27 protein-coding genes and 2 pseudogenes are annotated in these 26,199 nt (G+C 74.4%); 8 read left to right on the forward strand and 21 right to left on the reverse strand.

What is annotated here, in order from left to right; translation table 11 throughout:
* The first annotated feature begins 276 nt into the window (after positions 1-276).
* The 7 genes and pseudogenes from AB0N63_RS09970 to AB0N63_RS10000 form a co-directional block, all read left to right on the forward strand.
* Positions 277-1,419 carry an ADP-ribosylglycohydrolase family protein gene (locus AB0N63_RS09970; protein WP_365526649.1) on the forward strand — a complete coding sequence of 381 codons (1,143 nt, stop codon included), beginning with the start codon at positions 277-279 and terminating at the stop codon, positions 1,417-1,419.
* On the forward strand, positions 1,416-2,537 hold the full coding sequence (locus AB0N63_RS09975) for an ADP-ribosylglycohydrolase family protein (protein ID WP_365526651.1): 1,122 nt from the start codon (positions 1,416-1,418) through the stop codon (positions 2,535-2,537). Before AB0N63_RS09970 ends, AB0N63_RS09975 begins: the two co-directional genes overlap by 4 nt.
* A gap of 7 nt (positions 2,538-2,544) precedes the next feature.
* On the forward strand, positions 2,545-3,825 hold the full coding sequence (locus tag AB0N63_RS09980) for an ADP-ribosylglycohydrolase family protein (protein WP_365526654.1): 1,281 nt from the start codon (positions 2,545-2,547) through the stop codon (positions 3,823-3,825).
* Positions 3,813-5,306 (forward strand): ADP-ribosylglycohydrolase family protein, encoded by a 1,494-nt coding sequence (locus AB0N63_RS09985; RefSeq protein WP_365526656.1) that lies wholly within the window; start codon positions 3,813-3,815, stop codon positions 5,304-5,306. Before AB0N63_RS09980 ends, AB0N63_RS09985 begins: the two co-directional genes overlap by 13 nt.
* Positions 5,303-6,634: a CoA transferase gene (locus AB0N63_RS09990; RefSeq protein ID WP_365526659.1), complete on the forward strand. Its 1,332-nt coding sequence runs from the start codon at positions 5,303-5,305 to the stop codon at positions 6,632-6,634. The genes AB0N63_RS09985 and AB0N63_RS09990 overlap by 4 nt, the downstream gene beginning before the upstream one ends.
* Positions 6,631-6,954: pseudogene (locus AB0N63_RS09995) on the forward strand (aldolase/citrate lyase family protein); the annotation flags it as partial. The gene AB0N63_RS09990 and the pseudogene AB0N63_RS09995, both read left to right, overlap by 4 nt.
* Positions 6,955-7,545: 591 nt before the next feature.
* Positions 7,546-8,031: pseudogene (locus tag AB0N63_RS10000) on the forward strand (aldolase/citrate lyase family protein); the annotation flags it as partial.
* Between the two features lie 102 nt (positions 8,032-8,133).
* Here the strand turns inward: AB0N63_RS10000 and lgt are convergent.
* From lgt to hisI, 11 genes are all read right to left on the reverse strand, one after another.
* Positions 8,134-9,177, reverse strand: coding sequence for a prolipoprotein diacylglyceryl transferase (lgt, locus tag AB0N63_RS10005; RefSeq protein WP_365526661.1), 1,044 nt, complete (start codon positions 9,175-9,177; stop codon positions 8,134-8,136).
* A 183-nt stretch (positions 9,178-9,360) separates the two neighbouring features.
* Positions 9,361-10,131, reverse strand: coding sequence for a thioredoxin domain-containing protein (locus AB0N63_RS10010; RefSeq protein WP_365526663.1), 771 nt, complete (start codon positions 10,129-10,131; stop codon positions 9,361-9,363).
* A gap of 77 nt (positions 10,132-10,208) precedes the next feature.
* The gene (gene trpA / locus AB0N63_RS10015) at positions 10,209-11,027 is read right to left on the reverse strand and encodes a tryptophan synthase subunit alpha (RefSeq protein ID WP_365526665.1); all 819 of its coding nucleotides are present in this window, start codon (positions 11,025-11,027) and stop codon (positions 10,209-10,211) included.
* Positions 11,024-12,307, reverse strand: a complete 1,284-nt coding sequence (gene trpB / locus AB0N63_RS10020) for a tryptophan synthase subunit beta (RefSeq protein ID WP_365526667.1) — start codon at positions 12,305-12,307, stop codon at positions 11,024-11,026. Before trpB ends, trpA begins: the two co-directional genes overlap by 4 nt.
* Before the next feature lie 138 nt (positions 12,308-12,445).
* Positions 12,446-12,613, reverse strand: a complete 168-nt coding sequence (locus tag AB0N63_RS10025; RefSeq protein WP_365526670.1) for a hypothetical protein — start codon at positions 12,611-12,613, stop codon at positions 12,446-12,448.
* A gap of 21 nt (positions 12,614-12,634) precedes the next feature.
* The gene (gene trpC, locus AB0N63_RS10030) at positions 12,635-13,444 is read right to left on the reverse strand and encodes an indole-3-glycerol phosphate synthase TrpC (protein WP_365526672.1); all 810 of its coding nucleotides are present in this window, start codon (positions 13,442-13,444) and stop codon (positions 12,635-12,637) included.
* A gap of 197 nt (positions 13,445-13,641) precedes the next feature.
* Positions 13,642-14,085, reverse strand: a complete 444-nt coding sequence (locus tag AB0N63_RS10035; RefSeq protein ID WP_365526675.1) for a DUF2752 domain-containing protein — start codon at positions 14,083-14,085, stop codon at positions 13,642-13,644.
* A 105-nt stretch (positions 14,086-14,190) separates the two neighbouring features.
* Positions 14,191-14,439 (reverse strand): HGxxPAAW family protein, encoded by a 249-nt coding sequence (locus tag AB0N63_RS10040; RefSeq protein WP_019984366.1) that lies wholly within the window; start codon positions 14,437-14,439, stop codon positions 14,191-14,193.
* A gap of 139 nt (positions 14,440-14,578) precedes the next feature.
* Positions 14,579-15,226: a TIGR02234 family membrane protein gene (locus AB0N63_RS10045; RefSeq protein WP_365526677.1), complete on the reverse strand. Its 648-nt coding sequence runs from the start codon at positions 15,224-15,226 to the stop codon at positions 14,579-14,581.
* A gap of 70 nt (positions 15,227-15,296) precedes the next feature.
* On the reverse strand, positions 15,297-16,787 hold the full coding sequence (locus tag AB0N63_RS10050) for an anthranilate synthase component I (RefSeq protein WP_365526679.1): 1,491 nt from the start codon (positions 16,785-16,787) through the stop codon (positions 15,297-15,299).
* An 11-nt stretch (positions 16,788-16,798) separates the two neighbouring features.
* Entirely contained in the window at positions 16,799-17,254 is a 456-nt protein-coding gene (gene hisI, locus AB0N63_RS10055; protein WP_365526682.1) for a phosphoribosyl-AMP cyclohydrolase, read from the reverse strand.
* 164 nt (positions 17,255-17,418) lie between these two features.
* On the opposite strand from hisI, the gene AB0N63_RS10060 reads away from it, so the two are divergent.
* Complete coding sequence (locus AB0N63_RS10060) at positions 17,419-18,054, forward strand: TIGR03085 family metal-binding protein (RefSeq protein WP_365526685.1); 636 nt, start codon at positions 17,419-17,421, stop codon at positions 18,052-18,054.
* A 310-nt stretch (positions 18,055-18,364) separates the two neighbouring features.
* Here the strand turns inward: AB0N63_RS10060 and AB0N63_RS10065 are convergent, their stop codons facing one another.
* From AB0N63_RS10065 to hisD, 10 genes are all read right to left on the reverse strand, one after another.
* Positions 18,365-19,606: an MFS transporter gene (locus tag AB0N63_RS10065; RefSeq protein WP_365526687.1), complete on the reverse strand. Its 1,242-nt coding sequence runs from the start codon at positions 19,604-19,606 to the stop codon at positions 18,365-18,367.
* Between the two features lie 14 nt (positions 19,607-19,620).
* Positions 19,621-20,208, reverse strand: a complete 588-nt coding sequence (locus AB0N63_RS10070; RefSeq protein ID WP_365526690.1) for a helix-turn-helix domain-containing protein — start codon at positions 20,206-20,208, stop codon at positions 19,621-19,623.
* 130 nt (positions 20,209-20,338) lie between these two features.
* Entirely contained in the window at positions 20,339-21,094 is a 756-nt protein-coding gene (gene hisF, locus AB0N63_RS10075; protein ID WP_009188072.1) for an imidazole glycerol phosphate synthase subunit HisF, read from the reverse strand.
* Positions 21,091-21,495 carry a RidA family protein gene (locus AB0N63_RS10080; RefSeq protein WP_365526693.1) on the reverse strand — a complete coding sequence of 135 codons (405 nt, stop codon included), beginning with the start codon at positions 21,493-21,495 and terminating at the stop codon, positions 21,091-21,093. The genes hisF and AB0N63_RS10080 overlap by 4 nt, the downstream gene beginning before the upstream one ends.
* Positions 21,496-21,511: 16 nt before the next feature.
* Positions 21,512-22,237, reverse strand: a complete 726-nt coding sequence (gene priA / locus AB0N63_RS10085) for a bifunctional 1-(5-phosphoribosyl)-5-((5-phosphoribosylamino)methylideneamino)imidazole-4-carboxamide isomerase/phosphoribosylanthranilate isomerase PriA (protein ID WP_365526696.1) — start codon at positions 22,235-22,237, stop codon at positions 21,512-21,514.
* Positions 22,237-22,887: an imidazole glycerol phosphate synthase subunit HisH gene (gene hisH, locus AB0N63_RS10090; protein ID WP_365526699.1), complete on the reverse strand. Its 651-nt coding sequence runs from the start codon at positions 22,885-22,887 to the stop codon at positions 22,237-22,239. The genes priA and hisH overlap by 1 nt, the downstream gene beginning before the upstream one ends.
* Positions 22,878-23,042, reverse strand: a complete 165-nt coding sequence (locus tag AB0N63_RS10095) for a hypothetical protein (protein WP_019984376.1) — start codon at positions 23,040-23,042, stop codon at positions 22,878-22,880. Before AB0N63_RS10095 ends, hisH begins: the two co-directional genes overlap by 10 nt.
* Positions 23,039-23,632, reverse strand: a complete 594-nt coding sequence (gene hisB / locus AB0N63_RS10100; RefSeq protein ID WP_365526702.1) for an imidazoleglycerol-phosphate dehydratase HisB — start codon at positions 23,630-23,632, stop codon at positions 23,039-23,041. The genes AB0N63_RS10095 and hisB overlap by 4 nt, the downstream gene beginning before the upstream one ends.
* Positions 23,629-24,738 carry a histidinol-phosphate transaminase gene (locus AB0N63_RS10105; protein ID WP_365526705.1) on the reverse strand — a complete coding sequence of 370 codons (1,110 nt, stop codon included), beginning with the start codon at positions 24,736-24,738 and terminating at the stop codon, positions 23,629-23,631. The genes hisB and AB0N63_RS10105 overlap by 4 nt, the downstream gene beginning before the upstream one ends.
* The gene (hisD, locus tag AB0N63_RS10110; protein ID WP_365526707.1) at positions 24,735-26,060 is read right to left on the reverse strand and encodes a histidinol dehydrogenase; all 1,326 of its coding nucleotides are present in this window, start codon (positions 26,058-26,060) and stop codon (positions 24,735-24,737) included. The genes AB0N63_RS10105 and hisD overlap by 4 nt, the downstream gene beginning before the upstream one ends.
* Positions 26,061-26,199: the final 139 nt, after the last annotated feature.

Raw genomic sequence — 26,199 nt, forward strand, 5'->3', positions numbered from 1 at the left:
CCAGAGTGCTTAGGCAAGGCTTGCTTTTGGACTGGTTCTACTTTTCGACAACAATCAATCTACGCCCGCGATTCCGCGCCCGCCAGCAAGGAAAGGCTGGTCTAAGCTGTGCTTTCACCTCATGGCGCTCATCCGAGATGTGATGCGCACAGATGTCGTACGGGTGATGCTGGGGGCCGCGAGGCTGCGTCGGCCGCCGCACCGGGGACACCTTCCGGTAAGGGGTTCCGCCAAGGGTTCCGCGCCCGCCCGGCGCCCCGGAGAGGAGAGCCCGCGATGGCATCGAGCGCCGGCGTCCCCGCGGCCCGCCTCCGCGACCGGGCGCGCGGCGCGCTGCTCGGCCTCGCCGTCGGGGACGCCCTCGGGGCGCCCGCCGAGAACCTGAAGCCCTCCGAGATCCGCGCCCGCTGGGGCCGCATCACCGGCTACGTCACCGAGCGCCCGGCCGGCACCGACGACACCGAGTACGCCCTCTTCTCCGGCCTGCTGCTCGCCCGGCACGGCTCCGCCCTCACCCCCGCCCATGTCGAGGCCGCCTGGCACGAGCACATCGCCGACCGCGCCGAGGGCCCCTTCCGAGGCGCCGGCTTCAGCGAGCGCGGCACCCTGGAGAATCTCCGCCGGGGACTCGCCGCCCCCGTCTCCGCCCAGCACCGGCACGCCTGGAGCGACGGCCTGGCCATGCGGGCGGCGCCCTTCGGGGTGTTCGCCGCCGGGCGCCCCGCCGAGGCGGCCCGCCTGGTCGCGATCGACGGCTCGGTCAGCCACGAGGGCGAGGGCATCCACGGCGGGCGGGCGGTGGCCGCCGGGGTCGCGGCGGCCATGGCGGGCGCCGAGCCGGTCGCGGTCGTCGCGGCCGCGCTCGCCGTCGTGCCCGACGACTCCTGGACGGCCCGCACCCTGCGCCGGGCCACGGCCGCCGCCCACCGCGGCGAACGCGCGGTGCGCTCCGCGGTCGTCGTCGGCGGCTACCCCTGGACCGACCTCGCCCCGGAGGCGGTCGCCCTGGCCTTCGGCGCCTACGCCACCGCCGACGGCGACTTCCGCGCCGCCGTCCTCACCGCGGTCAACATGGGCCGCGACGCCGACACCACGGCCGCCGTCGCGGGCGCGCTGGCCGGCGCGACGCGGGGCGTGGCCGCCGTCCCCGAGGAATGGGCGGCCGCCATCGGCCCGGCCCGCGGCAGCTGCCTGCCCTCCATGGCCGGCCGGCACGTACTGGACGTGGCGGACCTGCTGGTGACCGCGGCGGAAACCGAACGGCGCGCGCCGAGGCAGCCCCGCGTGGCGGTCGTACGGCCCGTCACCGAGGCGCGCGCCGAAGCCGCGCCGCCCGCCTCCGGTGCCGTACGGCCCGACGCCCCCGGCGACTACGTCCTCACCGCCGACGCCGCCGACGACGGCGAGGCGGGCGGGTGAGCGGGCCACGGCGGATCGAGGGGCTGCTGCTCGGGCTCGCCGCCGGAGACGCCGCCGGCTGGCCCGCCGCCCGGCACCGGGCCGCGCGGATGCCCGAGTGGACCCGGCGCCTCACCCGCGAGCTGGACACCTTCGCCGAGCAGAACGCGACCACCACCCTGCCCGTCCCCATCGCCCTCAACCAGCCCCCCGGACCGCTGCGCCTCGGCCCCTCCGACGACGCCGAGTGGGCGGCGTTCGCGGCGGAGGCCGTCCTCAGGGCCGGCGACGACGACGCGCTCGGCGACCTCAGCCGGGACCGCCGGGTACGGGCCGCGATCGACCTCACCTGGAACACGGTGGCCGCCGAGGTCGCGGCGGCGGCCGACCGCGCGCCCGAGATCGAGTCCGCCGTGCTGCCGCTGCGCGCCCGCATCTCCGTACGGGCCGGCCTCGGCAACCTCGCCACCGGGCTGCGCCCGCCCGCCACCGGTCACGACAACCCCCACTACTTCGACGACGCGGCCTGCGTGCGGGCCTGCGCCCTGGCCGTCGCCCACCCGGGCGATCCGCGCCGCGCCGCCGAACTCGCCGAGTTCGACGCCCGCTACACCCAGGACGGCGACGGCGTGCACGGCGCCCGGGCGATGGCGGCGGCGCTCGCGCTGGCCCTCACCGGGGCCGAGGTCGAGCACTGCGTCACCGCCGCGCTGGCCGAACTGCCCGCGGAGACGGAGATCGGCCGCAACGCCCGGCACGCCCTCGGCCTCGTCCGCACCGGCGAGGGCGCGTTCGCGCTCGTCCCGCTGCTGGAGCACCAGATCGTCGACCACGTCTACAGCTACGGGGTCGCCGCCGCCGAGACCGTCCCGGTCGCCCTCGCCCTCGCGGTCGCCGCGGGCGGCCGGATCGCTCACGCGCTGCCCGCCGCGGCCTGCCTGTCCCGCCTCGCCGACTCCGCCCCGGCCCTGGCCGGCGCGCTGACCGGCGCCCTGGGCGGCGGCGAGGCGGTCCCGGCCTCCTGGCGGGAGGCCTGCCGCACCCTGTCCGGCTGCGTGCTCCCCCGGCTCACCGGCACCGACCTGGTGGAACTCGCCGGACTGCTGGAAGCCGCGCGACCCGCCCCCTCGGGAGGATGATTCGGGCATGACGACCGAAAAGGGAGAAGGACGCCGGGGAGAGGGCTGCGGTACGGATCCGTCCCGGGCCGCCCCGCACGGCGCCGAGCCGTCCGGGGCCGGTCAGCGCGGGGCCGGGGTGTGCGGGGAGCGGGTGGGTGGGTCCGGGCTGGACGAGCGGATCAGTGGGGCGCTCGTCGGCGCCGCCGTCGGGGACGCGCTCGGCGGGCCCGTCGAGGGCTACTCCCCCGACCAGATCCTCCAGCGCCACGGCGGCCGGGTGCACGGCGTCGTCGGCCCCTGGAACGGCGACGACTGGCGCACCGCCCGCCCGATCGCGCCGTACCACAAGGGCGACGGCCACGTCACCGACGACACCCTGATGACCCACGCGCTGGTGCGCGTCTACGCCCGGGTCCGCGACCACCTCGACGCCTACGCGATCGCCGACCACCTGGTCCCCGACCTGATGACCGAGCCGCGCTGGATCCCCGAGCTGGAGGCGGACGCGCTGCCCCTGCAACGGATCTTCCTGGCGGAGAAGTGGCTGGTGGCCCGGCTGCACTACGGCCATGTGGACCCGCGCGAGGCAGGCACCGGCAACATCGTCAACTGCGGCGGCGCGATGTACATGGCCCCCGTCGGCCTGGTCAACGCGGCCAATCCGGAGGCCGCGTACGCCGAGGCGCTGGACGTCGCGGGCGCCCACCAGTCGTCGTACGGGCGCGAGGCGGCGGGCGTGCTGGCGGCCGCCGTGGCCGCGGCCTGCACGCCGGGCGCCACCCCGGACTCGGTCGTGACGACCTGCCTGGCGCTGGCGAAGGACGGCACCCGCGCGGCCATCGAGGCGGTGTGCGACGTGGCCCGCGACCACACCCACTTCGAGTCGGCGCTCGGCCCGCTGCGGGCGGCCGTCGCCCCGTACGACACCGTCGGCCCCGACTACCGCGCCCCCTCACTGGGCGCCCGCCGCCCGTCCCGGCTGCACGCGATCGAGGAACTGCCCGTCGCGCTCGGCATGCTGACGGTCGCGCGCGGCGACTTCCGGCACGCCGTGCTCGGCGCGGTGAACTACGGCCGCGACTGCGACTCCATCGCGACCATGGCCGGCGCCCTGGCGGGCGCGCTCGGCTCGCCGGTCCCCGGGGCATGGGCGAAGACGGTGGCCGAGGCCAGCCGGCTGGACCTGTGGGAGCCGGCGCGCACCCTGGCCGGCGTGGCCCGGGAAGTCTTCGAGAAGGACGTACGACGCCGGCGCGCCCATGAGCGGGCGTTCGCCGGGATGGGAGGCCCGGAATGCTCCGACTGACCTGGGTCCAGCCGGAGGACCTGCTCGGCCACGAACTGCGCCAGGCGGCGCAGGACGGCCGCGAGCCGAAGGCGGTGGCCGCGCGATGGCGGGCGGCCGGCGGCCCCGAGGCCCCGGCCCGCGCGGGCGCCTCGCCGGAGCCGGCCTCCCGCTATCTGCGCCTGCTGGCCGAGGACCTCCTGGACGAACTCGCCGAACTGCCGAGCAGCCTGGCGGACGCGGAACCGACGGACCTGGCGGCGATCAAGGCACTGTGCCCCAACTGGCCCGCCCCCTACGGAGGTTCGGGGGCCGCGGCGCCCACCGCACCCGCCGTGTCCGGCACTTCGGACCCCACAGCGCTCACCGCGTCCGGCCCCCTCGCACCCTCCCGGTCCGGCACCACCACTCCCGGCGCCACGGCGTCCGCCGTTCCGCACGCCGCGGACCCGGACCGGCTGGAAGCCGCCTGGCTGGGGCGGGCCGTGGGGTGTCTGCTCGGCAAGCCGGTGGAGAAGCTCCCCCTCGACGCCATCCGCCAACTCGCCCGCGCCACCGGCAACTGGCCGCTGAGCACCTGGTTCACCGCCCGGGGCGTCCCCGACGACCTGGCCGCCAGATACCCCTGGAACCGCCGCTCCGCGGCCACCTCGCTCGCCGAGAACATCGACGGGATGCCCGAGGACGACGACCTGAACTACCCGCTGCTCAACCTGCTCCTGCTGCGACGCCGCGGCAAGGGCTTCACCACCGCCGACGTGGCCCGGCTGTGGCTGGACGAGCTGCCCGCCGGCCGCGCCTTCACCGCGGAGCGCGTCGCCTACCGCAACCTCCTCCTCGGCATCGAACCGCCCCGCACCGCCCGCCACCGCAATCCGTTCCGGGAGTGGATCGGCGCCCTGATCCGCGCCGACGTGCACGGCTGGACCAACCCGGGCGACCCGGCGGCCGCCGCCGAGCAGGCGCACCGGGACGCCACCCTCACCCACACGGCGAACGGCGTCCACGCGGCCATGTTCGCCGCCGCCGTCATCGCGGCCGCGACGAGCGGCGCCCACGACGTGCACGCCTGCCTGGCCGCCGGGCTGACCGTCGTGCCGCCCGGCTCCCGGCTCGCCCGCGCGGTCCGGCACGCCATCGAACTGGCCGCCGTCCACGAGGACTTCGACACCGTCGTCGACGAACTGCACACCGCCCACGCCGCCACCTACCACTGGGTGCACGCGGTACCCAACACCGCGCTGATCGCCGCCGCGCTCACCCATGCGAACGGCGACTTCACCGGCTCGGTCTGCCGGGCGGTGTCCGGCGGCTGGGACACCGACTCCAACGGCGCCACCGCCGGGTCGGTCGCCGCAGCGCTGGCCGGCTCCCCGGCCGCGCTGCCCGAGAACTGGACGGCTCCGCTGAAGAACCGGCTGGCCACGTCCATCGGCGACTTCGACGGCAGCGGCTTCGACGCCCTGGCCCGCCTCACCCATCGGGAGGCGTCCCGCCGATGACGCCGACGCCGCACCCGACCGGCACACCCGATCCGGACACCGACACCGGCCCGAACCCCGGCCCGAACACCGACACCGGTCCGAACCCCGGGCCCGAACCGGGCGTCGGCCCGGGCCCGGACCCCTCGTCCGGCGCCCGCACCGCCCCGCCCCTGGCCGGGCTGCGCGTCCTCGACCTCGCCACCCTGTTCGCCGGGCCGATCGCCGCCATGCTGCTCGGCGACTTCGGCGCCGAGGTCGTCAAGGTGGAGCATCCCGCCAAGCCCGACCCGGCCCGCGGCCACGGCCCGTCGAAGAACGGCGTCGGGCTGTGGTGGAAGCTGCTGGGCCGCAACAAGCGCGCCATCACCCTGGACCTGTCCAAGCCGGGCGGCCGCGCGACCCTGCTGCGGCTGGCCGCCGGCGCGGACGTGATCGTCGAGAACTTCCGCCCCGGGACCCTGGAGAGATGGGAACTGGGCTGGCCCGAGCTGTCGGCGGCCAACCCGCGTCTGGTCCTGGCCCGGGTCACCGGCTTCGGCCAGTTCGGCCCGTACGCCACCCGGCCCGGCTTCGGCACCCTGGCCGAGGCGATGAGCGGCTTCGCCGCGATCACCGGCGAACCGGACGCGCCGCCCGTGCTCCCGCCGTTCGGGCTCGCCGACTCCATCGCGGGCCTGGCGACGGCGTACGCGGTGCTGACCGCGCTCGCGGCCCGGGAGCGCACCGGCGAGGGCCAGATCGTGGACATGGCGATCATCGAGCCGATCCTGACCGTCCTCGGTCCGCAGCCCCTCTGGTACGACCAGCTCGGCTACGTCCAGCCGCGCACCGGCAACCGCACCCAGAACAACGCCCCGCGCAACACCTACCGCACCTCGGACGGCACCTGGGTCGCCGTCTCCACCTCGGCGCAGTCGGTGGCCGAACGCGTGATGCGCCTGGTGGGCCGCCCCGAGCTGATCGAGGAGCCGTGGTTCGCGACCGGCGCGGAGCGGGCCGCGCACGCGGACGTGCTGGACGAGGCGGTCGGCGGCTGGATCGCCCGGCACACCCGCACCGAGGTGATGGCCGCCTTCGAGAAGGCCGAGGCGGCGATCGCCCCGATCCAGGACGTCCGGGACGTGATGGCGGACCCGCAGTACCAGGCCCTCGGCACCCTGGCCACGCTGTACGACCCGGAACTGGGGCGGCTGCGGATGCAGAACGTCCTGTTCCGGCTGTCGGCGACCCCCGGTGCGATCCGCTGGGCGGGCCGGCCGCACGGCGCGGACACGGACACGGTGCTGACCGAGCTGGGACTCACCGCCGACGAACTGGCCGCGCTGCGGGCGGAGGGCGCCCTGTGACGCCCACCGCCGCGTTCCCGCTGACCTGGCTCTACGCACCCGGCGACCGCCCGCACGTGGTCGCCAAGGCGCTGGCCTCGGGCGCCGACGTGGTGGTCATCGACCTGGAGGACGCGGTCGCCCCGGACCGCAAGGAGTACGCCCGGGCCGCCACCGCCGAACTGCTCACCGAGCCGCCGCCCGTCCCGGTCCACGTCCGGGTCAACGCGCTCGACGGTCCGCTGGCCGCGGCGGACCTGGCGGCGGTGGCACCCCAGCCGGGCCTGGCCGGACTGCGGCTGCCGAAGGTGACGTCGGCGGAGCAGATCGTACGGGTCGCCCGCCGGACGGAGGCGGCGGGCCGCCCGCCCCACGCCTCCTCCCGCGCGGAGGCCCCGCCGGACGGCACCCACCGGGGCCGCGCCTGGGACACGCCGCAGGGTCACGATCCCGGTGCTTCCTTCCGGAGCCACGGCCCCGAGGCCCCGCAGGGCTACGACCCCGAAACGGCCCGGGGCCACGGCTCCGCACCGCCACGGGACCACTCCCCCGGGCCACCGCAGGACTACCGCCCCCGGACCGCACAGGGCTACGGTCACGAAGCTTCGCGAGGCCACCGCTGCGGGGCTTCGCCGAGTCACGGCCTCGGGGTTCCGCGCGGCCACGGCTCACCCGTGCCGCAGGACCACGGACTCCCGCGGGGCTGCGCCACCTGCCTCCCGCAGGACCACGGCCCCGTGACACCGCCGGGCGACGGCACACCGCCCTGGCTGGGCACGCCCCCGCCAAGCGGGGGCGCCGCCCTCCCCCCGGTCGACAGCGCGGTCTTGCCGCCCGGCGACGGCTCCGGCCTTCGGCCGGGCGGCGGTCCGGCGGCAGAACCGGCACCGGGAGGGGCGCCCGGGCCGGGGGCGGCTGCCGACGCCTCCGGTCCTCCGCTCTACGCCCTCCTGGAGAACGCCCTCGCCATCGAGCACGCCTACGCGATCGCCTCCGCGCACCCCGCGCTGCGGGGCGTCTCGATCGGCGAGGCGGATCTGCGGGCCGATCTCGGGGTGCGGCGGGACGCCGGGCTGGACTGGTGCCGGGCCCGGGTGGTCGTGGCCGCCCGCGCGGCCGGTCTCGCCCCGCCCGCCCAGTCCGTGCACCCGGACATCCGGGACCTGGAGGGTCTGGCGGCCTCCTGCGCCCGGGGCCGCGCCCTGGGGTTCCTCGGCCGGGCGGCCATCCACCCCCGCCAGCTGCCGATCATCGAACGCGCCTATCTGCCGACCGACCGCGAACTGGAGGAGGCCGAGACGATCATCAAGGCGGCCACCACCGACCGGGGCGCCCAGGCCCTCAGCGACGGCCGCTTCATCGACGCGGCGGTGGTCGCGGCGGCCCGGCGCACCCTGGCCCTGGCCCGCAGATACTGACCGCGGCGCACCGCGCGGCGGCCGCCGCCGCACACGCCGAGGGCGCCCCCCGGAATCCGGGGGGCGCCCTACGACTGCCTACGACCCTGCGAGACCGTCCGGTCAGCCCTGCTGGGCCGAGCCGGCGCCGTCCTTCACGCCGACGTCGTCCTTCAGATCGGCGCCGTCCTCGGGACCGGCGTCCTCCGGGGCGGCGCTCTCCGCCTCCGTGGCCGGCGTCCCGGCGTCCTCGCTCTTCGAGGCGCCGTCGCTCTTGCCACCCGACCCGGCGTCGCCCTCGGCGTCGGTGCCCGCCTCGGCACCGGCCGCCTCACCCGCGGCGTCCGCGGCAGCGCCCGGCTCGACCTCGGCTTCCCGGCCCGGCCGCTTCTTCGAGGTCACCCAGATGTAGACCACTGCCAGGAGGAAGACGATCAGCGCGGTCCAGTCGTTCAGCCGGAGGCCGAGGATGTGGTGGGCGTCGTCCACACGCATGTACTCGATCCAGCCGCGGCCCACGCAGTACGCGGCGACGTAGAGCGCGAAGGCCCGGCCGTGTCCGAGCTTGAAGCGGCGGTCGGCCCAGATGACCAGCAGGCCGACACCGACGCACCACAGCGACTCGTACAGGAACGTCGGGTGGTAGTACCCCGGGACCCGGCCGTCCGCCGAGGAGGTGATGTGCAGCGCCCACGGAACGTGCGTCTCCCGGCCGTACAGCTCCTGGTTGAACCAGTTGCCCCAGCGGCCGATGGCCTGCGCGAAGGCGATGCCCGGCGCGACGGCGTCGGCGTAGGCGGGCATCGGGACGCCCCGGCGCCGGGCGCCGATCCACGCGCCGAGCGCGCCGAGCGCGATCGCGCCCCAGATGCCGAGGCCGCCCTGCCACACCTTGAAGGCGTCCACCCAGTCACGGCCGTCGCTGAAGTACAGCTCGTAGTCCGTGACCACGTGGTAGAGCCGGCCGCCGACCAGGCCGAACGGCACGGCCCAGACGGCGATGTCGGCGACCGTGCCGGACCGCCCGCCCCGGGCGACCCAGCGCTTGTTGCCGAGCCAGACGGCGACGAAGACGCCGATGATGATGCAGAAAGCGTAGCCGCGCAGCGGAACGGGTCCGAGGTAGACCACTCCGTGCGACGGGCTGGGAATGTAGGCAAGTTCCATGGCAGGGTCGACGCTACCGCAGCCGGAGCCGGGCCACGGCGGGCAACCCGGCTACGGGTCCATAACAGGGGCCCGCCTCACCGGTCCGCCGCCCGCCGCCGGACGCGGTCCTCGCCGATTCCTTGCCCATCCTTTGCCCGCCGTCCGTCCCTGGCCGCCCCTCGCCCGTCCCGTGCGCACCGCTCATCCCTTGTTCGCCGCCTCCACCGTCTGCTTCAGCTTGGCCGGGGTCATCGAGCGGTCCTCGATGATGTTCTTGCCGTCCAGCAGGACGGTCGGGGTGCCGGAGTAGCCGCCGGCCTGGAACGCCTTGTTCGACTTGCCGACCCAGCTGTCGTGCACACCGTCCTTGACGCACTTCTGGAAGGCGGGCGTGTCCAGGCCGTTCACCTTGCCGGCCAGCTTGATCAGCTTGCCGTTGTCGGCGAAGGCGTCGTCGGTCTCCTCGGGCTGGCTGTCGTAGAGCACGTCGTGGTAGGCGGGGAACTTGCCGGCGTCCTGCGCGCAGGCGGCGGCGTTGGCGGCGCGCAGCGAGCCGGTACCGCCGAGGTTGCCGTCGATCAGCCGGACCAGGTGGTACTCGATCCGGAGCTTGCCCGCGCCGGTGAGCTCGTGCAGCGTGGGTCGGTAGGCCGCCTCGAAGGCCTTGCAGGCCGGGCAGCGGAAGTCCTCCCACACCGTGAGCGTCGACTTGGCGCCGTCCTGGCCGACCGGGATGGCGAGGCCGTCCTTGCCGAGCGCCCCGGAGGGCGCGGCGACCGGACCGGAGCCGGAGCCGCTCTTGCCGGCGTTCGCCGCGACCACGCCGATCACCGTGGCCAGGCCCAGCACACAGACCACGCTCGCGGCCACGATCAGCGTGCGCCGCCGGCGCTCCGAGGCCTTCTGCTTCTCCCGCTCGACCGCCAGCCGCTGCCGGGCGGTGCGCTTTGCGTCATGGTTCTTCTCGCTCACACCACCAGAACGAACCGGGGAGGCGCATTGCGCCTCCCCGGTCCCAGGTCCACCCCTTCGGGTGATGCGATCTTGTGCTACGCCTGTCCGCGCACCCCGCGCGCCAGCTCACCGGCGAGGGTGCGGACGGCCTCGACGCCGGCCGCCTCGTCGGGGGCGTCCAGCATCCGCTTGACGAACGCCGAGCCGACGATCACCCCGTCGGCGAAGCCGGCGACCTCCGCGGCCTGCGCCGGGTTGGAGACGCCGAGGCCGACGCAGACGGGCAGGCCGGTGCCGGTTGCCCGGGTGCGCCTCACCAGGTCCTGGGCCTGCTCGCCGACGGACTCGCGGGTGCCGGTGACGCCCATCAGGGAGGCGGCGTAGACGAAGCCGGAGCCGGCCGCGGTGATCTCGGCGAGCCGGGCGTCCCTGCTGCTGGGGGCGACGACGAAGACGGTGGCGAGGCCGTGCTTGTCGGCGTGCTCGCGCCACAGCGCGGACTCCTGCACCGGCAGGTCGGGCAGGATGCAGCCGGCGCCGCCCGCGTCGGCCAGCTCGGCGGTGAACCGCTCGACGCCGTAGCGGTCGATCGGGTTCCAGTAGGTCATGACGAGGACGGGCTTGCCGGTGGCGGCGTGGGCCTCGCGCACCGTCCGCATCACGTCCGCGATCCGGACGCCGCCGCGCAGGGCGATGTCGTCGGCGGTCTGGATGACGGGCCCGTCCAGGACCGGGTCGCTGTGCGGCAGGCCCACCTCGACGACGTCGGCGCCGCCGTCGAAGACGGCCTTGATCGCCTCGATGCCGCCGTCCACGGTCGGGAAGCCGGCCGGGAGGTAGGCGATGAGCGCGGAGCGGTCCTCGGCCCGGGCGGCGGCGAGGGTGTCGGTCAGCAGCTGGACGTTCCCGCTCACTTGGCGTCTCCCTCGATCTCGGCGGTGTCGGCCTGGTCGGCGGCGACCTCGGCGTCGGTGTCGTACAGCCCGAAGTAGCGGGCGGCGGTGTCCATGTCCTTGTCGCCGCGCCCCGAGAGGTTGACGACGATCAGTCCGTCCTTGCCCAGCTCCTTGCCGACCTCCAGGGCGCCGGCCAGGGCGTGGGCGCTCTCGATCGCCGGGATGATGCCCTCGGTGCGCGACAGCAGGCGCAGCGCCTGCATGGCCGCGTCGTCGGTGACCGCGCGGTACTCGCCGCGCCCGGAGTCCTTGAGGTAGGAGTGCTCGGGCCCGATGCCGGGGTAGTCCAGGCCGGCCGAGATGGAGTACGGCTCGGTGATCTGGCCCTCGTCGTCCTGGAGGACGTAGGAGCGGGAGCCGTGCAGGATGCCGGGCTCGCCGGCGGTCAGGGTGGCCGCGTGCTCGCCGGTCTCCACGCCGTGCCCGGCGGGTTCGCAGCCGATGAGGCGGACGTCCGCGTCGGGGATGAAGGCGTGGAAGAGGCCGATGGCGTTGGAGCCGCCGCCGACGCAGGCGACGGCGGCGTCGGGGAGGCGGCCGGCCTGCTCCAGGAGCTGGCGGCGGGCCTCGACGCCGATGACCCGGTGGAAGTCGCGGACCATGGCCGGGAAGGGGTGCGGCCCGGCGACGGTGCCGAAGAGGTAGTGGGTGCGGTCGACGTTGGCGACCCAGTCGCGGAACGCCTCGTTGATGGCGTCCTTCAGGGTGCGGCTGCCGGACTTCACGGCGACGACCTCGGCGCCGAGCATGCGCATCCGGGCGACGTTCAGGGCCTGCCGCTTCGTGTCGATCTCGCCCATGTAGATCGTGCAGTCCAGGCCGAACAGCGCGCAGGCGGTGGCGGTGGCGACGCCGTGCTGGCCGGCGCCGGTCTCCGCGATCACCCGCGTCTTGCCCATGCGCTTGGTGAGCAGCGCCTGGCCGAGCACGTTGTTGATCTTGTGCGAGCCGGTGTGGTTGAGGTCCTCGCGCTTGAGGAACACCCGGGCGCCGCCGGCGTGCTCGGCGAAGCGGGGCACCTCGGTCAGGGCGCTGGGGCGGCCGGTGTAGTGGACGAGCAGCTCGTCCAGCTCGCGGGCGAACTCGGGGTCGGCCTTGGCCTTGTCGTACTCGACGGCGACCTCGTCCACGGCGGCGACGAGCGCCTCCGGGATGAACTTGCCGCCGTAGGCGCCGAAGTAGCCCTCGGCGCTGGGGACCTGCCCCTCAGGGTCGGGGAAGAAGTAGTTGCTGGGCATGCCAGTACCTCACGGTGAGTGCGTGGGAGAAGACACTGTTCGCCGTGGGGGCGGGGTTTCGTCCATCGGCCGCGCGCCGTCAGTGGCCGGTCGCGCTCCTGCGGCAAAGCCGCGTGTTCGGGCACAGCCCCGCGCCCCTCAGGGGGCGCGGTGCCATCGGCGGCCGTTCACCTGCCCTGGCTCGTCGCCGATGACGTACCTCACCCGGCGGCCGTGGACCCGGCGGGCCGGGGCGCGGCAGCCGCGGGGCCGGCAGCCGCGCGCGAGGCGGGCGTACCGGTCCACGGGGGTCATGGTGAGCGTCATCGGGGACAGCCTACCGGGAGGTCAGCCGCGGCCGTGCCGCAGTGCGGGGTGGGTGCCGGCCGCCACCAGGTCGGCGACCGCGGTCCTGGGGTCGCGGCCCGTGACCAGGGACTCGCCGACCAGAACGGCGTCGGCGCCGGCGTTGGCGTACGCGATCAGGTCGTGCGGGCCGCGCACGCCGGACTCGGCGATCTTGACGATGTGGTCGGGGATCTCCGGCGCGACGCGCTCGAAGGTGTCGCGGTCGACCTCGAGGGTCTTGAGGTTGCGGGCGTTGATGCCGATGACCTTGGCCCCGGCGTCCACCGCGCGCTCCACCTCGTCCTCGTCGTGGACCTCCACGAGCGGGGTGAGCCCGATGGACGCCGCGCGTTCGATCAGCGACTCCAGGGCCGGCTGGTCGAGGGCGGCGACGATCAGCAGGGCGAGGTCGGCGCCGTAGGCGCGGGCCTCCCAGAGCTGGTACGACGTGACGATGAAGTCCTTGCGCAGGACCGGGATGTCCACTCGGGCGCGGACCGCCTCCAGGTCGGCGAGCGAGCCGCCGAAGCGGCGCTGCTCGGTCAGGACCGAGATGACGGAGGCGCCTCCCGCCTCGTAGTCCGCGGCGAGTCCGGCCGGGTCGGCGATCGCGGCCAGCGCGCCCTTGGACGGGCTGGAGCGCTTGACCTCGCAGATCACCTTGACGCCGTCGCCGCGCAGCGCGGCCACACCGTCCTTGGCGGCCGGAGCCTTCGCCGCGCGCTCCTTGAGCTCTTCGAGGCTGACGCGCGCCTGCCGCTCCGAAAGGTCGGCACGGACTCCGTCGATGATCTCGTCGAGCACACTCACGCGAGCGGCCCCCTTCCAGACGGTGGGATGTTCCAGCGGGTCGGATCGGCCCCCGGCGTCCGCTTGGCGGTGAAACGGGCGGAACCGGCGGTCACTGCGATGGTATCCGCAGGAGGGCGTCGGCCTCGCATCCGGTGGAGCACGGTCCCACGACCTGGACAGCGGCCGGACCGGGTCGCGGGACGGCGGCTCCCCGGTCAGGGGTGGAGCGCGGCGCCGACGGGGAGGTTGCGCAGCACGGTGAAGACGGCGAGCAGGGTGAGCGCGCTCCACAGGTGGACCGGGCGCGGGTCCAGGCGCAGCCGCCGGCCGCGCGCGGCCTGGACCGCCCACGCGGTCCACACCACGGCGCAGACCAGGTAGCCCGCGACGGCCGGGGCGTTGTCGTGGAGGGCGGCGGCGAGGTCGCCGTGGACGACGGCGTGCGCGCTGCGCAGTCCGCCGCAGCCTGGGCAGTAGAGGCCGGCGTAGCGCAGCAGGGGACAGGCGGGGTAGTGGCCGGGCTGGTTGGGGTCGACCGCGCCGACGTAGGCGAAGGCGGCGGCGACGGCGGCCAGCACCGCGGCGGGGACGGCGAGCCGTCCGAGGAGGGACTGCTGTCCCGGCGGCAGCGCTCGGCTCTCGGCGTTCACGCCTGGCATTCTGCCCGGCGCGCCGGGCGGCCGCGCGCCCGCGGGTCCGTACGCGCGAGGGGCGGCTGCGGGCCGCCCCTCCTGCTCGTCCCGTGCGGCTGCACCGTACAGGTGTCAGCTCTTGGCGCCGGCCGGCTCGCCCTTGCCCGCGATCTGGTGGACGGGGTGCTCGTTCTTCTGGCCGAGGCCCATCATGCGCATGATGGCGCCGACGACACCGCCGAGCAGCACGACGCCCATGCTCGCCCAGAAACCGACCGGCTGGGCGGCCACCATGAAGGCGCCCGCGGCGCAGAAACCGATGAAGGCGATGATGACACCGGTCCAGGCGGCCGGGGTGTGACCGTGGCTGCTGCCCGCCATGACTTGCTCCTCGTTGCTTGTACGTGTCTGAGCCGGACGCTCGGGTCCATTGTCCCGTACCCGCGCACGGGAGGTGATCGGGGGTGGCTCCTTGCGCACGCGTTTCGCCGCGGCCCGCGGGCGGGCCGCGGCGCCCTGGTCAGGCGGGTCCGGTGCCGGTGGGGTCCTCGCCGCGGTCGAGGGCCTTCCACAGGTCCTCGGGACGGTCGGGGTCGACCGGGCGCGCCGCTCGGGGCCGGGGCGCGCCGGAGCGCTCGTAGCGGCCGGACATGGCGGGCCACAACCGGCCGAAGCGCAGGGCGAGCAGACCCGCGAGCAGGAGCAGCGCGCCGCCGGCCGCGGCGGCGTAGGGCCAGCCGGTGTGGCCGATCGAGGCGGCGGTGGCGGCGGCGTCGCCGGAGACCTGCGCGGCCTTGCCGTCCAGGGAGCCGTTGTCGGAGGCGCCGGAGACGGCCGCGGCGATGGTGCCGACGCCGGAGAGCGCGAGCAGCGCGGAGACCAGGAGGCGGCCCGAGCGGCGGACGGCGAAGACGGCGACGAGTGCGGCCAGGCCAACTATGGCGAGCGCCGCGGGCACGCCCGTGACCTCGCTGCCCTTGACGGTCAGGGGAAAGGCGCCGCCGGCCACCGTCGCGGTGCCCTCGGCCCAGCGCTGCCGGGACGCCAGCAGCGCCACGGCGGCGCCGAGCGCACCGCACAGCAGGGCGACGGCGAGGCTGCGGCGGCCGGACCGGGCGGGGGCGGCGGCTTCGGTACGGGGGTGAGGTACGGCAGTCACGTACTCCACTATCGCGTGAACCCGGGGCGAACCGTCACCCGGGGCTCTTTACGGGCACGTGAGATATGCCCCACCCCTCCTACCTGGCCAGCCGGTTGGCGGTGTGCACCGCCCGGAGGACGGCCGCGGCCTTGTTGCGGCATTCGGTGTCCTCGGCCTCCGGGTCGGAGTCGGCGACGATGCCGGCGCCCGCCTGGACGTGGGCGGTGCCGTCACGCAGCACGGCGGTGCGGATGGCGATGGCGGTGTCGGAGTCCCCGGCGAAGTCGAGGTAGCCGACGCAGCCGCCGTACAGGCCGCGCCGGGAGGGTTCGAGTTCGTCGATGATCTGGAGGGCGCGGGGCTTGGGGGCGCCGGACAGGGTGCCGGCCGGGAAGCAGGCGGTGAGCACGTCGAAGGCGGTGCGGCCCGGCGCGACGCGTCCGGTCACGGTCGAGACGATGTGCATGACGTGGGAGTAGCGCTCGACGGACATGAAGTCCACGACCTCGACGGAGCCCGGTTCGCAGACCCGGCCCAGGTCGTTGCGGCCGAGGTCGACCAGCATGAGGTGCTCGGCGCGCTCCTTGGGGTCGGCGAGCAGTTCCTCGGCGAGGGCCTGGTCCCGCTGCGGGGTGGCGCCGCGCGGCCGGGTGCCGGCGATGGGGTGGACCATGGCCCGCCCGTCCTCCACCTTGACCAGGGCCTCGGGCGAGGAGCCGACGACGTCGAAGCCGTCGAAGCGCAGCAGGTACATGTACGGCGAGGGGTTGGTGGCCCGCAGCACCCGGTAGACGTCCAGGGCGCCGGCGGTGCACGGCGTCTCGAAGCGCTGGGAGGGGACGACCTGGAAGGCCTCGCCGGCGCGGATGCGCTCCTTGATGTCCTCGACGGCGGCCTTGAAGTCCGCGCCGCCCCACCGGGCGGTGTACTCGGGCAGTTCGGACGGCGGGAGTGCGGCGGGCGGCTGGGGCACCGCCCTGGACAGGTCGGCCTCCATCGCGTCGAGGCGGGCGACGGCGTCGGCGTAGGCCTCGTCGACGCCGGTCTCGAGGTCGTTGTGGTTGATCGCGTTGGCGATCAGCAGCACGGTGCCGTCCCAGTGGTCGAGGACGGCGAGGTCGGAGGTGAGCAGCATGGTCAGCTCGGGGAGCTTCAGGTCGTCCCGGTCGCCGGGGCCGATCTTCTCCAGGCGGCGCACGATGTCGTAGCCGAGGTAGCCGACCATGCCGCCGGTGAAGGGCGGCAGACCGAGGTCGTGGGCGAGGTCGCGGGGGGTGTGCAGGGTCTCGACGGTGGCCCGCAGGGCGGCCAGCGGGTCGCCCTCGACGGGGACGCCGACCGGCGGGGCGCCCTGCCAGTGGGCGCGGCCGTCCTTCTCGGTGAGGGTGGCGGAGCTGCGGACGCCGACGAAGGAGTAGCGGGACCAGGTGCGGCCGTTCTCCGCGGACTCCAGCAGGAAGGTGCCGGGGCGCTCGGCGGCGAGCTTGCGGTAGAGGGCTACGGGGGTGTCCCCGTCGGCGAGGAGCTTGCGGGTGACCGGGATGACGCGCCGGTCGGTGGCCAGCTTGCGGAACGTGTCGAGGTCCATGGCGGCCGACCCTACTGATCCGCGGCGGTCGCGGCGGAACCGGCGCCCTGGTGTGCGCCGGGCGCGGCGTCCTCGTCCCTGCGGGGCGCGGCGCCGTCGTCCTCGAGGAGCACGTCGGCGTCGAAGCAGGTGCGGTCGCCGGTGTGGCAGGCGGCGCCGACCTGGTCGACCTTGACCAGCAGGGTGTCCGCGTCGCAGTCCAGCGCGACGGAGCGGACGTGCTGGACGTGGCCGGAGGTGTCGCCCTTGACCCAGTACTCGCCGCGACTGCGCGACCAGTAGGTGCAGCGGCCGGTGGTGAGCGTGCGGTGCAGCGCCTCGTCGTCCATCCAGCCGAGCATCAGCACCTCTCCGGTGTCGAACTGCTGGGCGATCGCGGGCAGGAGTCCGTCGGCGCTGCGCTTGAGCCGCGCGGCGATCTCGGGGTCGAGGCTGCTGGGCCGTGGGGTCCCGGGCGTGCTGGTCATGGGTGCCATTGTGCCGCGCGGGACGGGGGCCGGGGGACGCCGTCCACTCAGTGGGCACGCCGGTGGACGGGGGCGAAGACGCCGGTGGAAGGGGGCGGCGGCGCCGGGTGCGAGGGCGCGGGGGACGGGTGGGCGGACCCGGTGGGTGGTCGTAGGCTGACCCCATGTCGACCTTTGCCAAGCGTGAACGGCTTCTGCTCGCCGACCTCTTGGAGACCGCCGGTCCGGAGGCGCCGACCCTGTGCGAGGGGTGGCGCACCCGTGATCTGGCCGCGCACGTGGTGGTGCGCGAACGGCGTCCCGACGCGGCCGGGGGCATGTTCATCAAGCCGCTGGCGGCCCGTCTGGACAAGGTGCAGGAGGAGTACGCGGCCAAGCCCTACGAGGAGCTGATCCAGCTGATCCGGACCGGCCCGCCGCGGTTCTCGCCCTTCCAGCTCAAGCAGGTCGACGAGGCGGCCAACACCGTCGAGTTCTACGTCCACGCCGAGGACGTGCGGCGGGCGCAGCCGGACTGGGCGCCGCGGGAGCTGGACCCGGTCTTCCAGGAGACCCTGTGGTCGCGGCTGGAGCGCACCGCCCGGATGCTCGGACGGGGCATCCCGACCGGCCTGGTGCTGCGCCGCCCCAACGGCCAGACGGCGGTCGCGCACCGGGGCACCCCGGTGGTGACGGCGACCGGCGAGCCGGCGGAACTGCTGCTGTTCGCCTTCGGCCGGCAGAGCGCGGCCAAGGTGGAACTGGAGGGCGAGCAGACGGCCATCGCCCAGGTCTCGGAAACGAACCGCCTCGGCTTCTGAGCGACCGCCTGCCCGGCCGGACCCGACGCGCGCCCACCACTGCGGCCCGGGCAACACCCACGGACGTCGGCCGCTGCGGCCCGGGCGGCGCCCACGGGGCGGCCTGCCTGCCTCGGCCCCGGACGGCGGCGACGGGCGCGGACCCGGAAGCCGTCCGCCCGCACACGGCCGCAGCGGCGCGAGCGGGGCCGCCTCGGCCCGGCAGTCGCTGCGGGCCCGGCCCGCACACCGTCCCCGCCGAGGTCGCGCGGGCTCGCCCGGGCGCTCGCCTCCGGGTGACGGTCCGTCGCGCGTAAGGGCGGGCCCGCGCTCAGCCCGGGAGTTCCGCGCGGCGCAGGGCCGGGGCGGCGAGGGCGATGACGCCGCCGAGGGCGCAGACCGCCGCGCTCACGACGAACACCGGGCCGGTGCCGAAGACGCCGATCGCCACGGCGGACAGCGGCATGCCGAGCGGCGCGAGTCCCAGGCTGACCAGGCCGGAGACGGCGGTGACCCGGCCGAGGTAGGCCGGGTCGGTCTGGGTCTGGAGCAGCGCGCCGCACAGGGCGCCGCTGAGTCCGGCGAGGAGGCCGACCAGCAGGGCCACACCGACGGCGGCGGCGACGCCCGGGGCGTAGGCGAGGGCGCCGATGGCCACGGAACCCGCGAAGATCGTGTACGCGGTCAGCCGGCCGGCGTGCGGGAGCCGCCCGCGCACGGCCAGCAGCAAGGAGGCGGCGCCGGCCCCGGTGCCGAAGCCGGCCAGCACCCAGCCCATGCCGGCCGCGCCCCAGCCGCGTTCGTCGGCGAGCAGGGTGAGGCCGACGTTGAGCGGGCCGACGAAGCCGAGGTCGCCGAGGACGATGGCGAGCATGAGCGGGGCCAGCACCCGGTGCCGGCGGAGGTAGCGCAGGCCGGCGGCGAGGTCCTGCCAGGCGGTGGCGCGGCCGGCACGCGCGGCGTCGTCCGGCGGCAGTTCCCTCACCCGTACGGACGTGAGCAGCGGCACGGAGACGGCGATCAGCAGCCCGGCGATCCCGAAGGCGGCCGCGGCGCCCCCGGCCGCGATGGCGAGGCCGCCGAGCGGGGCGCCGACGACGCTCGCGAGCCGGACCGCCACGCCCCGCATGCCCTGCACCCGTGCGAGCTGTTCGCGGCTCGTCACCCGGGACGGCAGCGCGCCCACGGCGGGCGTGAACACGGCGTCCACAATGCCGAAGAGGAGGGCGAGCACGGTCAGCGGCCACAGTCCCGGGCCCGTGTGCCACAGCAGAGCGGCCACCGCGAGGGCGGCCGCGCAGCGCACGGCGTCGCTGCCGATGACGACCCGGCGCGGCCCGAACCGGTCGGCGACCACTCCCCCGCCGAGCATCAGCAGGGCCCGGGGCAGCGCGCTCACCGCGGTGACGACGCCGGCCTGCGCGGGCGATCCGGTGCGCACGGCCGCCCAGGACAGGGCGAGGTAGTAGACGTTGTCGCCGATCATCGAGGCGGTGTAGGCGGTCAGCCAGCGCAGGACGTTGCCGTCGCGGTGGGCGGGGACCTCGGTGCGGGGCACGGTCAGGACGGTCACGGCGCTGGCCTCTCTCAGACGCGGAACGGGAATCCGTACACGTGCAGCGCGACGTTCTCGCGCCCTTCGGTGTCGCCGGCCGCCTCCCGGGCGCGGCCCTCGGCGTCGTACTTCTTCACCAGGTCGAGCAGGTCCTTGTGGAGGCCGGCCAGTTCGGCGGCGGTCAGCCGCAGGAGCGACTCGCTGTCGTGGGCGGCCTCGTTCCACTCGGGCCCCCAGTGGGCGCGCCCGTCGAGGTAGGCGCGGTACAGCTCGGCGCGCTGCTCCACGAAGAGCCGGGAGGCGGCCAGGTGCGCCGCCGCCTTCTCCGGCGCGTCGCGGAAGTCCTCGTCGCGGATGGAGACGCCGTCGGAGGCGGGCCGCCACCAGCGTTCCCGGGCGTCCCCGCTGCGCGGCCCGGCCTCCTCGATCAGGCCGTGCGCGGCGAGCCTGCGCAGGTGATAGCTGACCAGCGACACGGCCTCGTCCACCTGCCCGGCCAGCTGGGAGGCGGTGGCCGTGCCGGCCACGAACAGCAGTCGGTACAGCTTCATCCGCAGCGGGTGGGCGAGCGCCTTGAGCGTGCCGAGATCGGTGATCTCGCGGCTCTTCTCGTGTGACATGGCCTGAACAGTAGAAAGGAAGGAAAAAATGCGCAACAGAATTTGCGCAACTTTCCTTTCGTATCACCGCCGAGAAGGCCCCGGCCGCCCGGAGGGGCGACCGGGGCCGAACCGCTCGGTCCGTCCGGGCTCAGCGCACCGGGTGGCCCGCCGCGCGCAGGGTCTCCTTGACCTGTCCGATACGCAGGTCGCCGAAGTGGAACACCGAGGCGGCGAGCACCGCGTCCGCACCCGCGCCGACGGCCGGCGGGAAGTGGTCGAGCCGGCCGGCGCCGCCGGAGGCGATGACCGGCACCGTGACGTGCTTGCGGACGGCGGCGATCATCTCCAGGTCGTAGCCGTCCTTGGTGCCGTCCGCGTCCATGGAGTTCAGCAGGATCTCCCCCGCACCGAGTTCGGCGGCCCGGTGCGCCCACTCCACCGCGTCGATCCCGGTGCCCTTGCGGCCGCCGTGCGTGGTCACCTCGAAGGAGCCGGACTCGGTACGGCGCGCGTCGACGGACAGCACCAGCACCTGGCGGCCGAAGCGCTCGGCGATCTCCCGGATCAGGTCCGGGCGGGCGATCGCGGCGGTGTTGACGCCGACCTTGTCGGCACCCGCCCGCAGCAGCTTGTCCACGTCCTCGGCGGTGCGCACGCCGCCGCCGACGGTGAGCGGGATGAACACCTGCTCGGCGGTGCGGCGCACCACGTCGTACGTCGTCTCGCGGTTGCCGGAGGAGGCGGTGATGTCCAGGAACGTCAGCTCGTCGGCGCCCTCGGCGTCGTACACCTTGGCCATCTCGACGGGGTCGCCCGCGTCGCGCAGGTTCTGGAAGTTGACGCCCTTGACGACCCGGCCGCCGTCCACGTCCAGGCAGGGGATGACTCGGACCGCCAGGGTCATGTGCTCTCGGCTCCTCTGAATGCCTCTAGTTCCACTTCGACCAGGATGCGCGGATCGACGAAGCCCTCCACGACCAGCAGGGTCGCCACCGGGCGCACGGAGCCGAACAGCTCCTGGTGGGCGCGGCCCACCTCGTCGACGTCCCGGGAATGGGACAGGTACATCCTGGTCCGCACCACCGACTCGGGACCGAGCCCGAACTCGGCGATCGCCTCGAGCGCGCCGGTGAACGCCACCTTCGCCTGCTCGTAGGGGTCGCCCTCACCGTAGAGGACGCTGCCCTTGAAGGACGTCGTGCCGCCGACCAGCACGCGGTCGCCCGCCGCGACGGCACGCGCGAATCCGAAACTCTCTTCCCAGGGGCTTCCGCTCTGCACGCGCCGTACGGCTTCGGACGTCATGACACCGTGTCCCTTTTCAAGACGTGGCCGCCAGGGCCTCTTCGAGGGTGAACGCCTTCGCGTACAGGGCCTTCCCGACGATGGCGCCCTCGACACCGAGCGGCACGAGATCGGCGATGGCCCGCAGGTCGGCGAGCGAGGAGACGCCGCCGGAGGCCACCACCGGGCGGTCGGTGGCCGCGCAGACGTTCTTCAGCAGCTCCAGGTTGGGGCCCTGGAGGGTGCCGTCCTTGGCGATGTCGGTGACGACGTAGCGGGCGCAGCCCTCCTTGTCCAGCCGCTCCAGCGTCTCGTAGAGGTCGCCGCCGTCGCGGGTCCAGCCGCGGCCGCGCAGCGTGGTGCCGCGCACGTCCAGGCCGACCGCGATCTTGTCGCCGTGCTCGGCGATGACCTTGGCGACCCACTCGGGGGTCTCCAGGGCGGCGGTGCCGAGGTTGACGCGGGTGCAGCCGGTGGCCAGGGCGGCGGCGAGGGTGTCGTCGTCGCGGATGCCGCCGGACAGCTCGACCTTGATGTCCATGGCCTTCGCGACCTCGGCGATCAGGGCGCGGTTGTCGCCGGTGCCGAACGCGGCGTCCAGGTCGACCAGGTGCAGCCACTCGGCGCCGGAGCGCTGCCAGGCGAGGGCCGCCTCCAGCGGGGAACCGTAGGAGGTCTCGGTCCCGGACTCGCCGTGCACGAGGCGGACGGCCTGGCCGTCGCGGACGTCGACGGCGGGGAGGAGTTCGAGCTTCGAAGCCATCACAGGGTTCCGATCCAGTTGGTCAGCAGCTGCGCTCCGGCGTCGCCGGACTTCTCGGGGTGGAACTGGGTGGCCCACAGGGCGCCGTTCTCCACGGCGGCCACGAAGGGCTTGCCGTGGGTGGCCCAGGTGACCTTGGGGGCGAGGATCGCCGGGTTGTGCGTCTCCAGCTGCCAGTCGTGGACGGCGTAGGAGTGCACGAAGTAGAAGCGGGCGTCGGCGTCGAGGCCGGCGAACAGTTCCGAGCCGGCGGGCGCCTCGACGGTGTTCCAGCCCATGTGGGGCACCACGTCCGCCTCAAGCGGCGCGACCGTGCCGGGCCACTCGTCCAGGCCCTCGGCCTCCACACCGTGCTCGATGCCGCGGGCGAAGAGGATCTGCATGCCGACGCAGATGCCCATGACCGGGCGGCCGCCGGAGAGCCGGCGGTCCACGATCCAGTCGCCGCGGGCCTCCTTGAGGCCGCGCATGCAGGCGGCGAACGCGCCGACGCCGGGCACGAGCAGCCCGTCGGCGTTCATCGCCGTGTCGAAGTCACGGGTGATCTCCACGGCGGCGCCGGCCCGGGCCAGCGCGCGCTCGGCGGAGCGGACGTTGCCGAAGCCGTAGTCGAAGACGACCACCTTCTTGGGCGTCGTGCTCAATTCCACACCTCCAGCCGCATCACACCCGCCACGAGGCACATCCCCGCGGCGATGGACAGCAGCACGATCAGGCTGCGCGGCATCTGCTGTTTGACGAAGGAGATGATGCCGCCGACCAGGAACAGGCCGACGACGATGAGGATGGTCGACAGGCCGGTCACAGGGCGCCCTTCGTGGAGGGGAGGATGCCGGCCGCGCGCGGGTCGCGCTCGCTGGCGTAGCGCAGCGCGCGGGCGAGCGCCTTGAACTGGCACTCCACGATGTGGTGCGCGTTGCGCCCGTAGGGCACGTGGACGTGCAGGGCGACCTGGGCCTGGGCGACGAAGGACTCCAGGATGTGCCGGGTCATCGTGGTGTCGTACTCGCCGATCATCGGCGCCATGTTCTCGGGCTCGGTGTGCACGAGATAAGGGCGGCCGGAGAGGTCGACGGTGACCTGGGCGAGGGACTCGTCCAGCGGGACCGTGCAGTTGCCGAAGCGGTAGATGCCCACCTTGTCGCCGAGCGCCTGCCTGAAGGCGGCGCCGAGCGCGAGGGCGGTGTCCTCGATGGTGTGGTGGGAGTCGATGTGCAGGTCGCCGTCGGTCTTGACGGTGAGGTCGAACAGCCCGTGCCGGCCGAGCTGGTCGAGCATGTGGTCGTAGAAGCCGACGCCGGTGGCGATGTCGGTCTTCCCGGTGCCGTCGAGGTCGATCTCGACCAGGACCGAGGTCTCCTTGGTGGTGCGCTCCACGCGCCCGACGCGGCTCATGCCTGGGACTCCTTCTTGATGTGACGGACCGCGTCCAGGAACGCGTCGTTCTCCTCGGGGGTGCCCGCGGACACCCGCAGCCAGCCCGGTACGCCGTTGTCCCGGACCAGGACGCCCCGGTCGAGGATCTGCTGCCAGGCCTGGTGGGCGTCGGCGAACCGGCCGAACTGGACGAAGTTCGCGTCGGACTCGACCACGTCGTAGCCGGCGGCGCGCAGTTCGGCGACCAGGCGGTCGCGTTCGGCCTTCAGCTGCTCGACGTACTTCAGCAGCGTGTCGGTGTGCTCGAGGGCGGCCAGGGCGGTGGCCTGGGTGATCGCCGAGAGGTGGTACGGCAGCCGGACCAGCTGGACGGCGTCCACGACCGCGGGGTGCGCGGCGAGGTAGCCGAGGCGCAGCCCGGCCGCGCCGAACGCCTTCGACATCGTGCGGGAGATCACCAGGTGGGGGCGGCCCGCCAGCAGCGGCAGCAGCGAGTCGCCGTGGCTGAACTCGATGTAGGCCTCGTCCACGACCACGATGGACGGCTTGGCCGCCTGCGCGGCGTCGTACAGCGCGAGGACCGTCTCGGGCGGGACGGCGCTGCCGGTGGGGTTGTTGGGAGTGGTGACGAAGACGACGTCGGGCCGGTGCTCGGCGATGGCGCGCTCGGCGGCGGGCAGGTCGATGGCGAAGTCCTCGCCGCGCGGACCGGAGATCCAGCCGGTGCCGGTGCCGCGGGCGATGAGCGCGTGCATCGAGTACGAGGGTTCGAAGCCGATCGCGGTGCGGCCGGGGCCGCCGAAGGTCTGGAGCAGTTGCTGGATGACCTCGTTGGAGCCGTTGGCGGCCCAGACGTTCTCGATGCCGAGCCGGTGGTGGCCGGTCTTCGTCAGGTACGCGGCCAGGGCGGTGCGCAGTTCGACCGCGTCCCGGTCGGGGTAGCGATTGAGGTCGCGGGCGACCTCGCGGACCCGCTCCGCGATCCGCTCCACGAGCGGTTCGGGCAGCGGGTAGGGGTTCTCGTTGGTGTTCAGCCGTACGGGGACGTCCAACTGGGGCGCGCCGTAAGGGGACTTGCCGCGCAGCTCGTCCCGTACGGGGAGATCGTCGATGCCGGGGTTCACTTGCTCGCCGGTACCTTCCACCCGAACCGTGCCTTGATCGCCGCGCCGTGCGCGGGCAGGTCCTCCGCCTCGGCCAGCGTCACCACGTGGTGGGCGACCTCGGCGAGGGCGTCGCGCGTGTAGTCCACGATGTGGATGCCGCGCAGGAAGGACTGCACGGACAGTCCCGAGGAGTGGCAGGCGCAGCCGCCGGTCGGCAGGACGTGGTTGGAGCCCGCGGCGTAGTCGCCGAGCGAGACCGGCGCCCAGGGGCCGATGAAGATCGCTCCGGCGTTGCGCACCCGGTCGGCGACCGCGGCGGCGTCGACGGTCTGGATCTCCAGGTGCTCGGCGCCGTAGGCGTCGACCACGCGCAGGCCCTCCTCCAGGCCGTCCACGAGGACGATCGCGGACTGCTTGCCCGCGAGCGCGGGGCGGATCCGGTCCTCGATGTGCTTGGTGGCCGCGACCTGCGGCTCCAGTTCCCGCTCCACCGCGTCCGCCAGCTCGGCGGAGTCGGTGACGAGGACGGCGGCGGCCAGCGGGTCGTGCTCGGCCTGGCTGATCAGGTCGGAGGCGATGTGCACCGGGTCGGCGGTGGCGTCGGCGAGGACGGCGATCTCGGTCGGGCCGGCCTCGGCGTCGATGCCGATCCTGCCGGTGAAGTAGCGCTTGGCGGCGGCGACCCAGATGTTGCCGGGCCCGGTGACCATGTTCGCGGGCGGGCAGGACTCGGTGCCGTGGGCGAACATCGCGACGGCGGTGGCGCCGCCGGCGGCGTACACCTCGTCCACGCCGAGCAGGGCGCAGGCGGCCAGGATCGTCGGGTGCGGCAGGCCGCCGAACTCTGCCTGGGCCGGGGAGGCGAGCGCGATGGACTCGACGCCGGCCTCCTGGGCGGGCACGACGTTCATCACCACGGAGGACGGGTAGACCGAGCGGCCGCCCGGCGCGTACAGCCCGACGCGCTCGACGGGGACCCACTTCTCGGTGACCGAGCCGCCGGGGACGACCTGGGTGGTGTGCGTGCTGCGGCGCTGTTCGCGGTGGACCAGGCGGGCCCGGCGGATGGACTCCTCCAGGGCGGCGCGCACGGCGGGCTCCAGCCGCTCCAGGGCCTCCTTGATCGCCCGCTCGGGGACCCGCACCGATTCCAGCCGTACGCCGTCGAACTTCTCGGCGAAGTCGATCAGTGCCGCGTCGCCGCGATGATGCACGGCCTCGCAGATCGGACGCACCTTCTCCAGGGCGGCCTGAACGTCGAAGTCGGCTCGGGGCAGCAGGTCACGCAGGGCGGGGCCCTCGGGGAGGGCGTCGCCGCGCAGATCGATTCGGGAGATCACGGTTCCAATTCTCTCAGACCGCGCGCGCGAGCCGTTCGCCCGTATCAATGGCTGATACAGAACGTCCGTCACCCGGGTGTCCCGTGTGACGGCGTCCCGGGCCCGGTTCCGGCTCTGGGCGTCCCGGCACTTTCGGGTG

Origin of the sequence: Streptomyces sp. NPDC093260 (assembly GCF_040683715.1) — a bacterium.
Taxonomy (GTDB): Bacteria; Actinomycetota; Actinomycetes; order Streptomycetales; family Streptomycetaceae; genus Streptomyces; species Streptomyces sennicomposti.

What these genes read in the sequence shown, in the direction of transcription:
- AB0N63_RS10060 (WP_365526685.1), top strand. Translation starts at nt 17,419, where the DNA reads ATGTCGACCTTTGCCAAGCGTGAACGGCTTCTGCTCGCCGACCTCTTG.
- hisB (WP_365526702.1), bottom strand. Translation starts at nt 23,632, where the DNA reads ATGAGCCGCGTCGGGCGCGTGGAGCGCACCACCAAGGAGACCTCGGTC.
- AB0N63_RS10035 (WP_365526675.1), bottom strand. Translation starts at nt 14,085, where the DNA reads ATGCCAGGCGTGAACGCCGAGAGCCGAGCGCTGCCGCCGGGACAGCAG.
- AB0N63_RS10050 (WP_365526679.1), bottom strand. Translation starts at nt 16,787, where the DNA reads ATGGACCTCGACACGTTCCGCAAGCTGGCCACCGACCGGCGCGTCATC.
- AB0N63_RS09990 (WP_365526659.1), top strand. Translation starts at nt 5,303, where the DNA reads ATGACGCCGACGCCGCACCCGACCGGCACACCCGATCCGGACACCGAC.
- AB0N63_RS10025 (WP_365526670.1), bottom strand. Translation starts at nt 12,613, where the DNA reads ATGACGCTCACCATGACCCCCGTGGACCGGTACGCCCGCCTCGCGCGC.
- hisI (WP_365526682.1), bottom strand. Translation starts at nt 17,254, where the DNA reads ATGACCAGCACGCCCGGGACCCCACGGCCCAGCAGCCTCGACCCCGAG.
- AB0N63_RS10040 (WP_019984366.1), bottom strand. Translation starts at nt 14,439, where the DNA reads ATGGCGGGCAGCAGCCACGGTCACACCCCGGCCGCCTGGACCGGTGTC.
- AB0N63_RS09980 (WP_365526654.1), top strand. Translation starts at nt 2,545, where the DNA reads ATGACGACCGAAAAGGGAGAAGGACGCCGGGGAGAGGGCTGCGGTACG.
- AB0N63_RS10070 (WP_365526690.1), bottom strand. Translation starts at nt 20,208, where the DNA reads ATGTCACACGAGAAGAGCCGCGAGATCACCGATCTCGGCACGCTCAAG.
- hisF (WP_009188072.1), bottom strand. Translation starts at nt 21,094, where the DNA reads ATGACCCTGGCGGTCCGAGTCATCCCCTGCCTGGACGTGGACGGCGGC.
- lgt (WP_365526661.1), bottom strand. Translation starts at nt 9,177, where the DNA reads ATGGAACTTGCCTACATTCCCAGCCCGTCGCACGGAGTGGTCTACCTC.
- trpB (WP_365526667.1), bottom strand. Translation starts at nt 12,307, where the DNA reads ATGCCCAGCAACTACTTCTTCCCCGACCCTGAGGGGCAGGTCCCCAGC.
- AB0N63_RS10080 (WP_365526693.1), bottom strand. Translation starts at nt 21,495, where the DNA reads ATGACGTCCGAAGCCGTACGGCGCGTGCAGAGCGGAAGCCCCTGGGAA.
- priA (WP_365526696.1), bottom strand. Translation starts at nt 22,237, where the DNA reads ATGGCTTCGAAGCTCGAACTCCTCCCCGCCGTCGACGTCCGCGACGGC.
- AB0N63_RS09985 (WP_365526656.1), top strand. Translation starts at nt 3,813, where the DNA reads ATGCTCCGACTGACCTGGGTCCAGCCGGAGGACCTGCTCGGCCACGAA.
- AB0N63_RS09970 (WP_365526649.1), top strand. Translation starts at nt 277, where the DNA reads ATGGCATCGAGCGCCGGCGTCCCCGCGGCCCGCCTCCGCGACCGGGCG.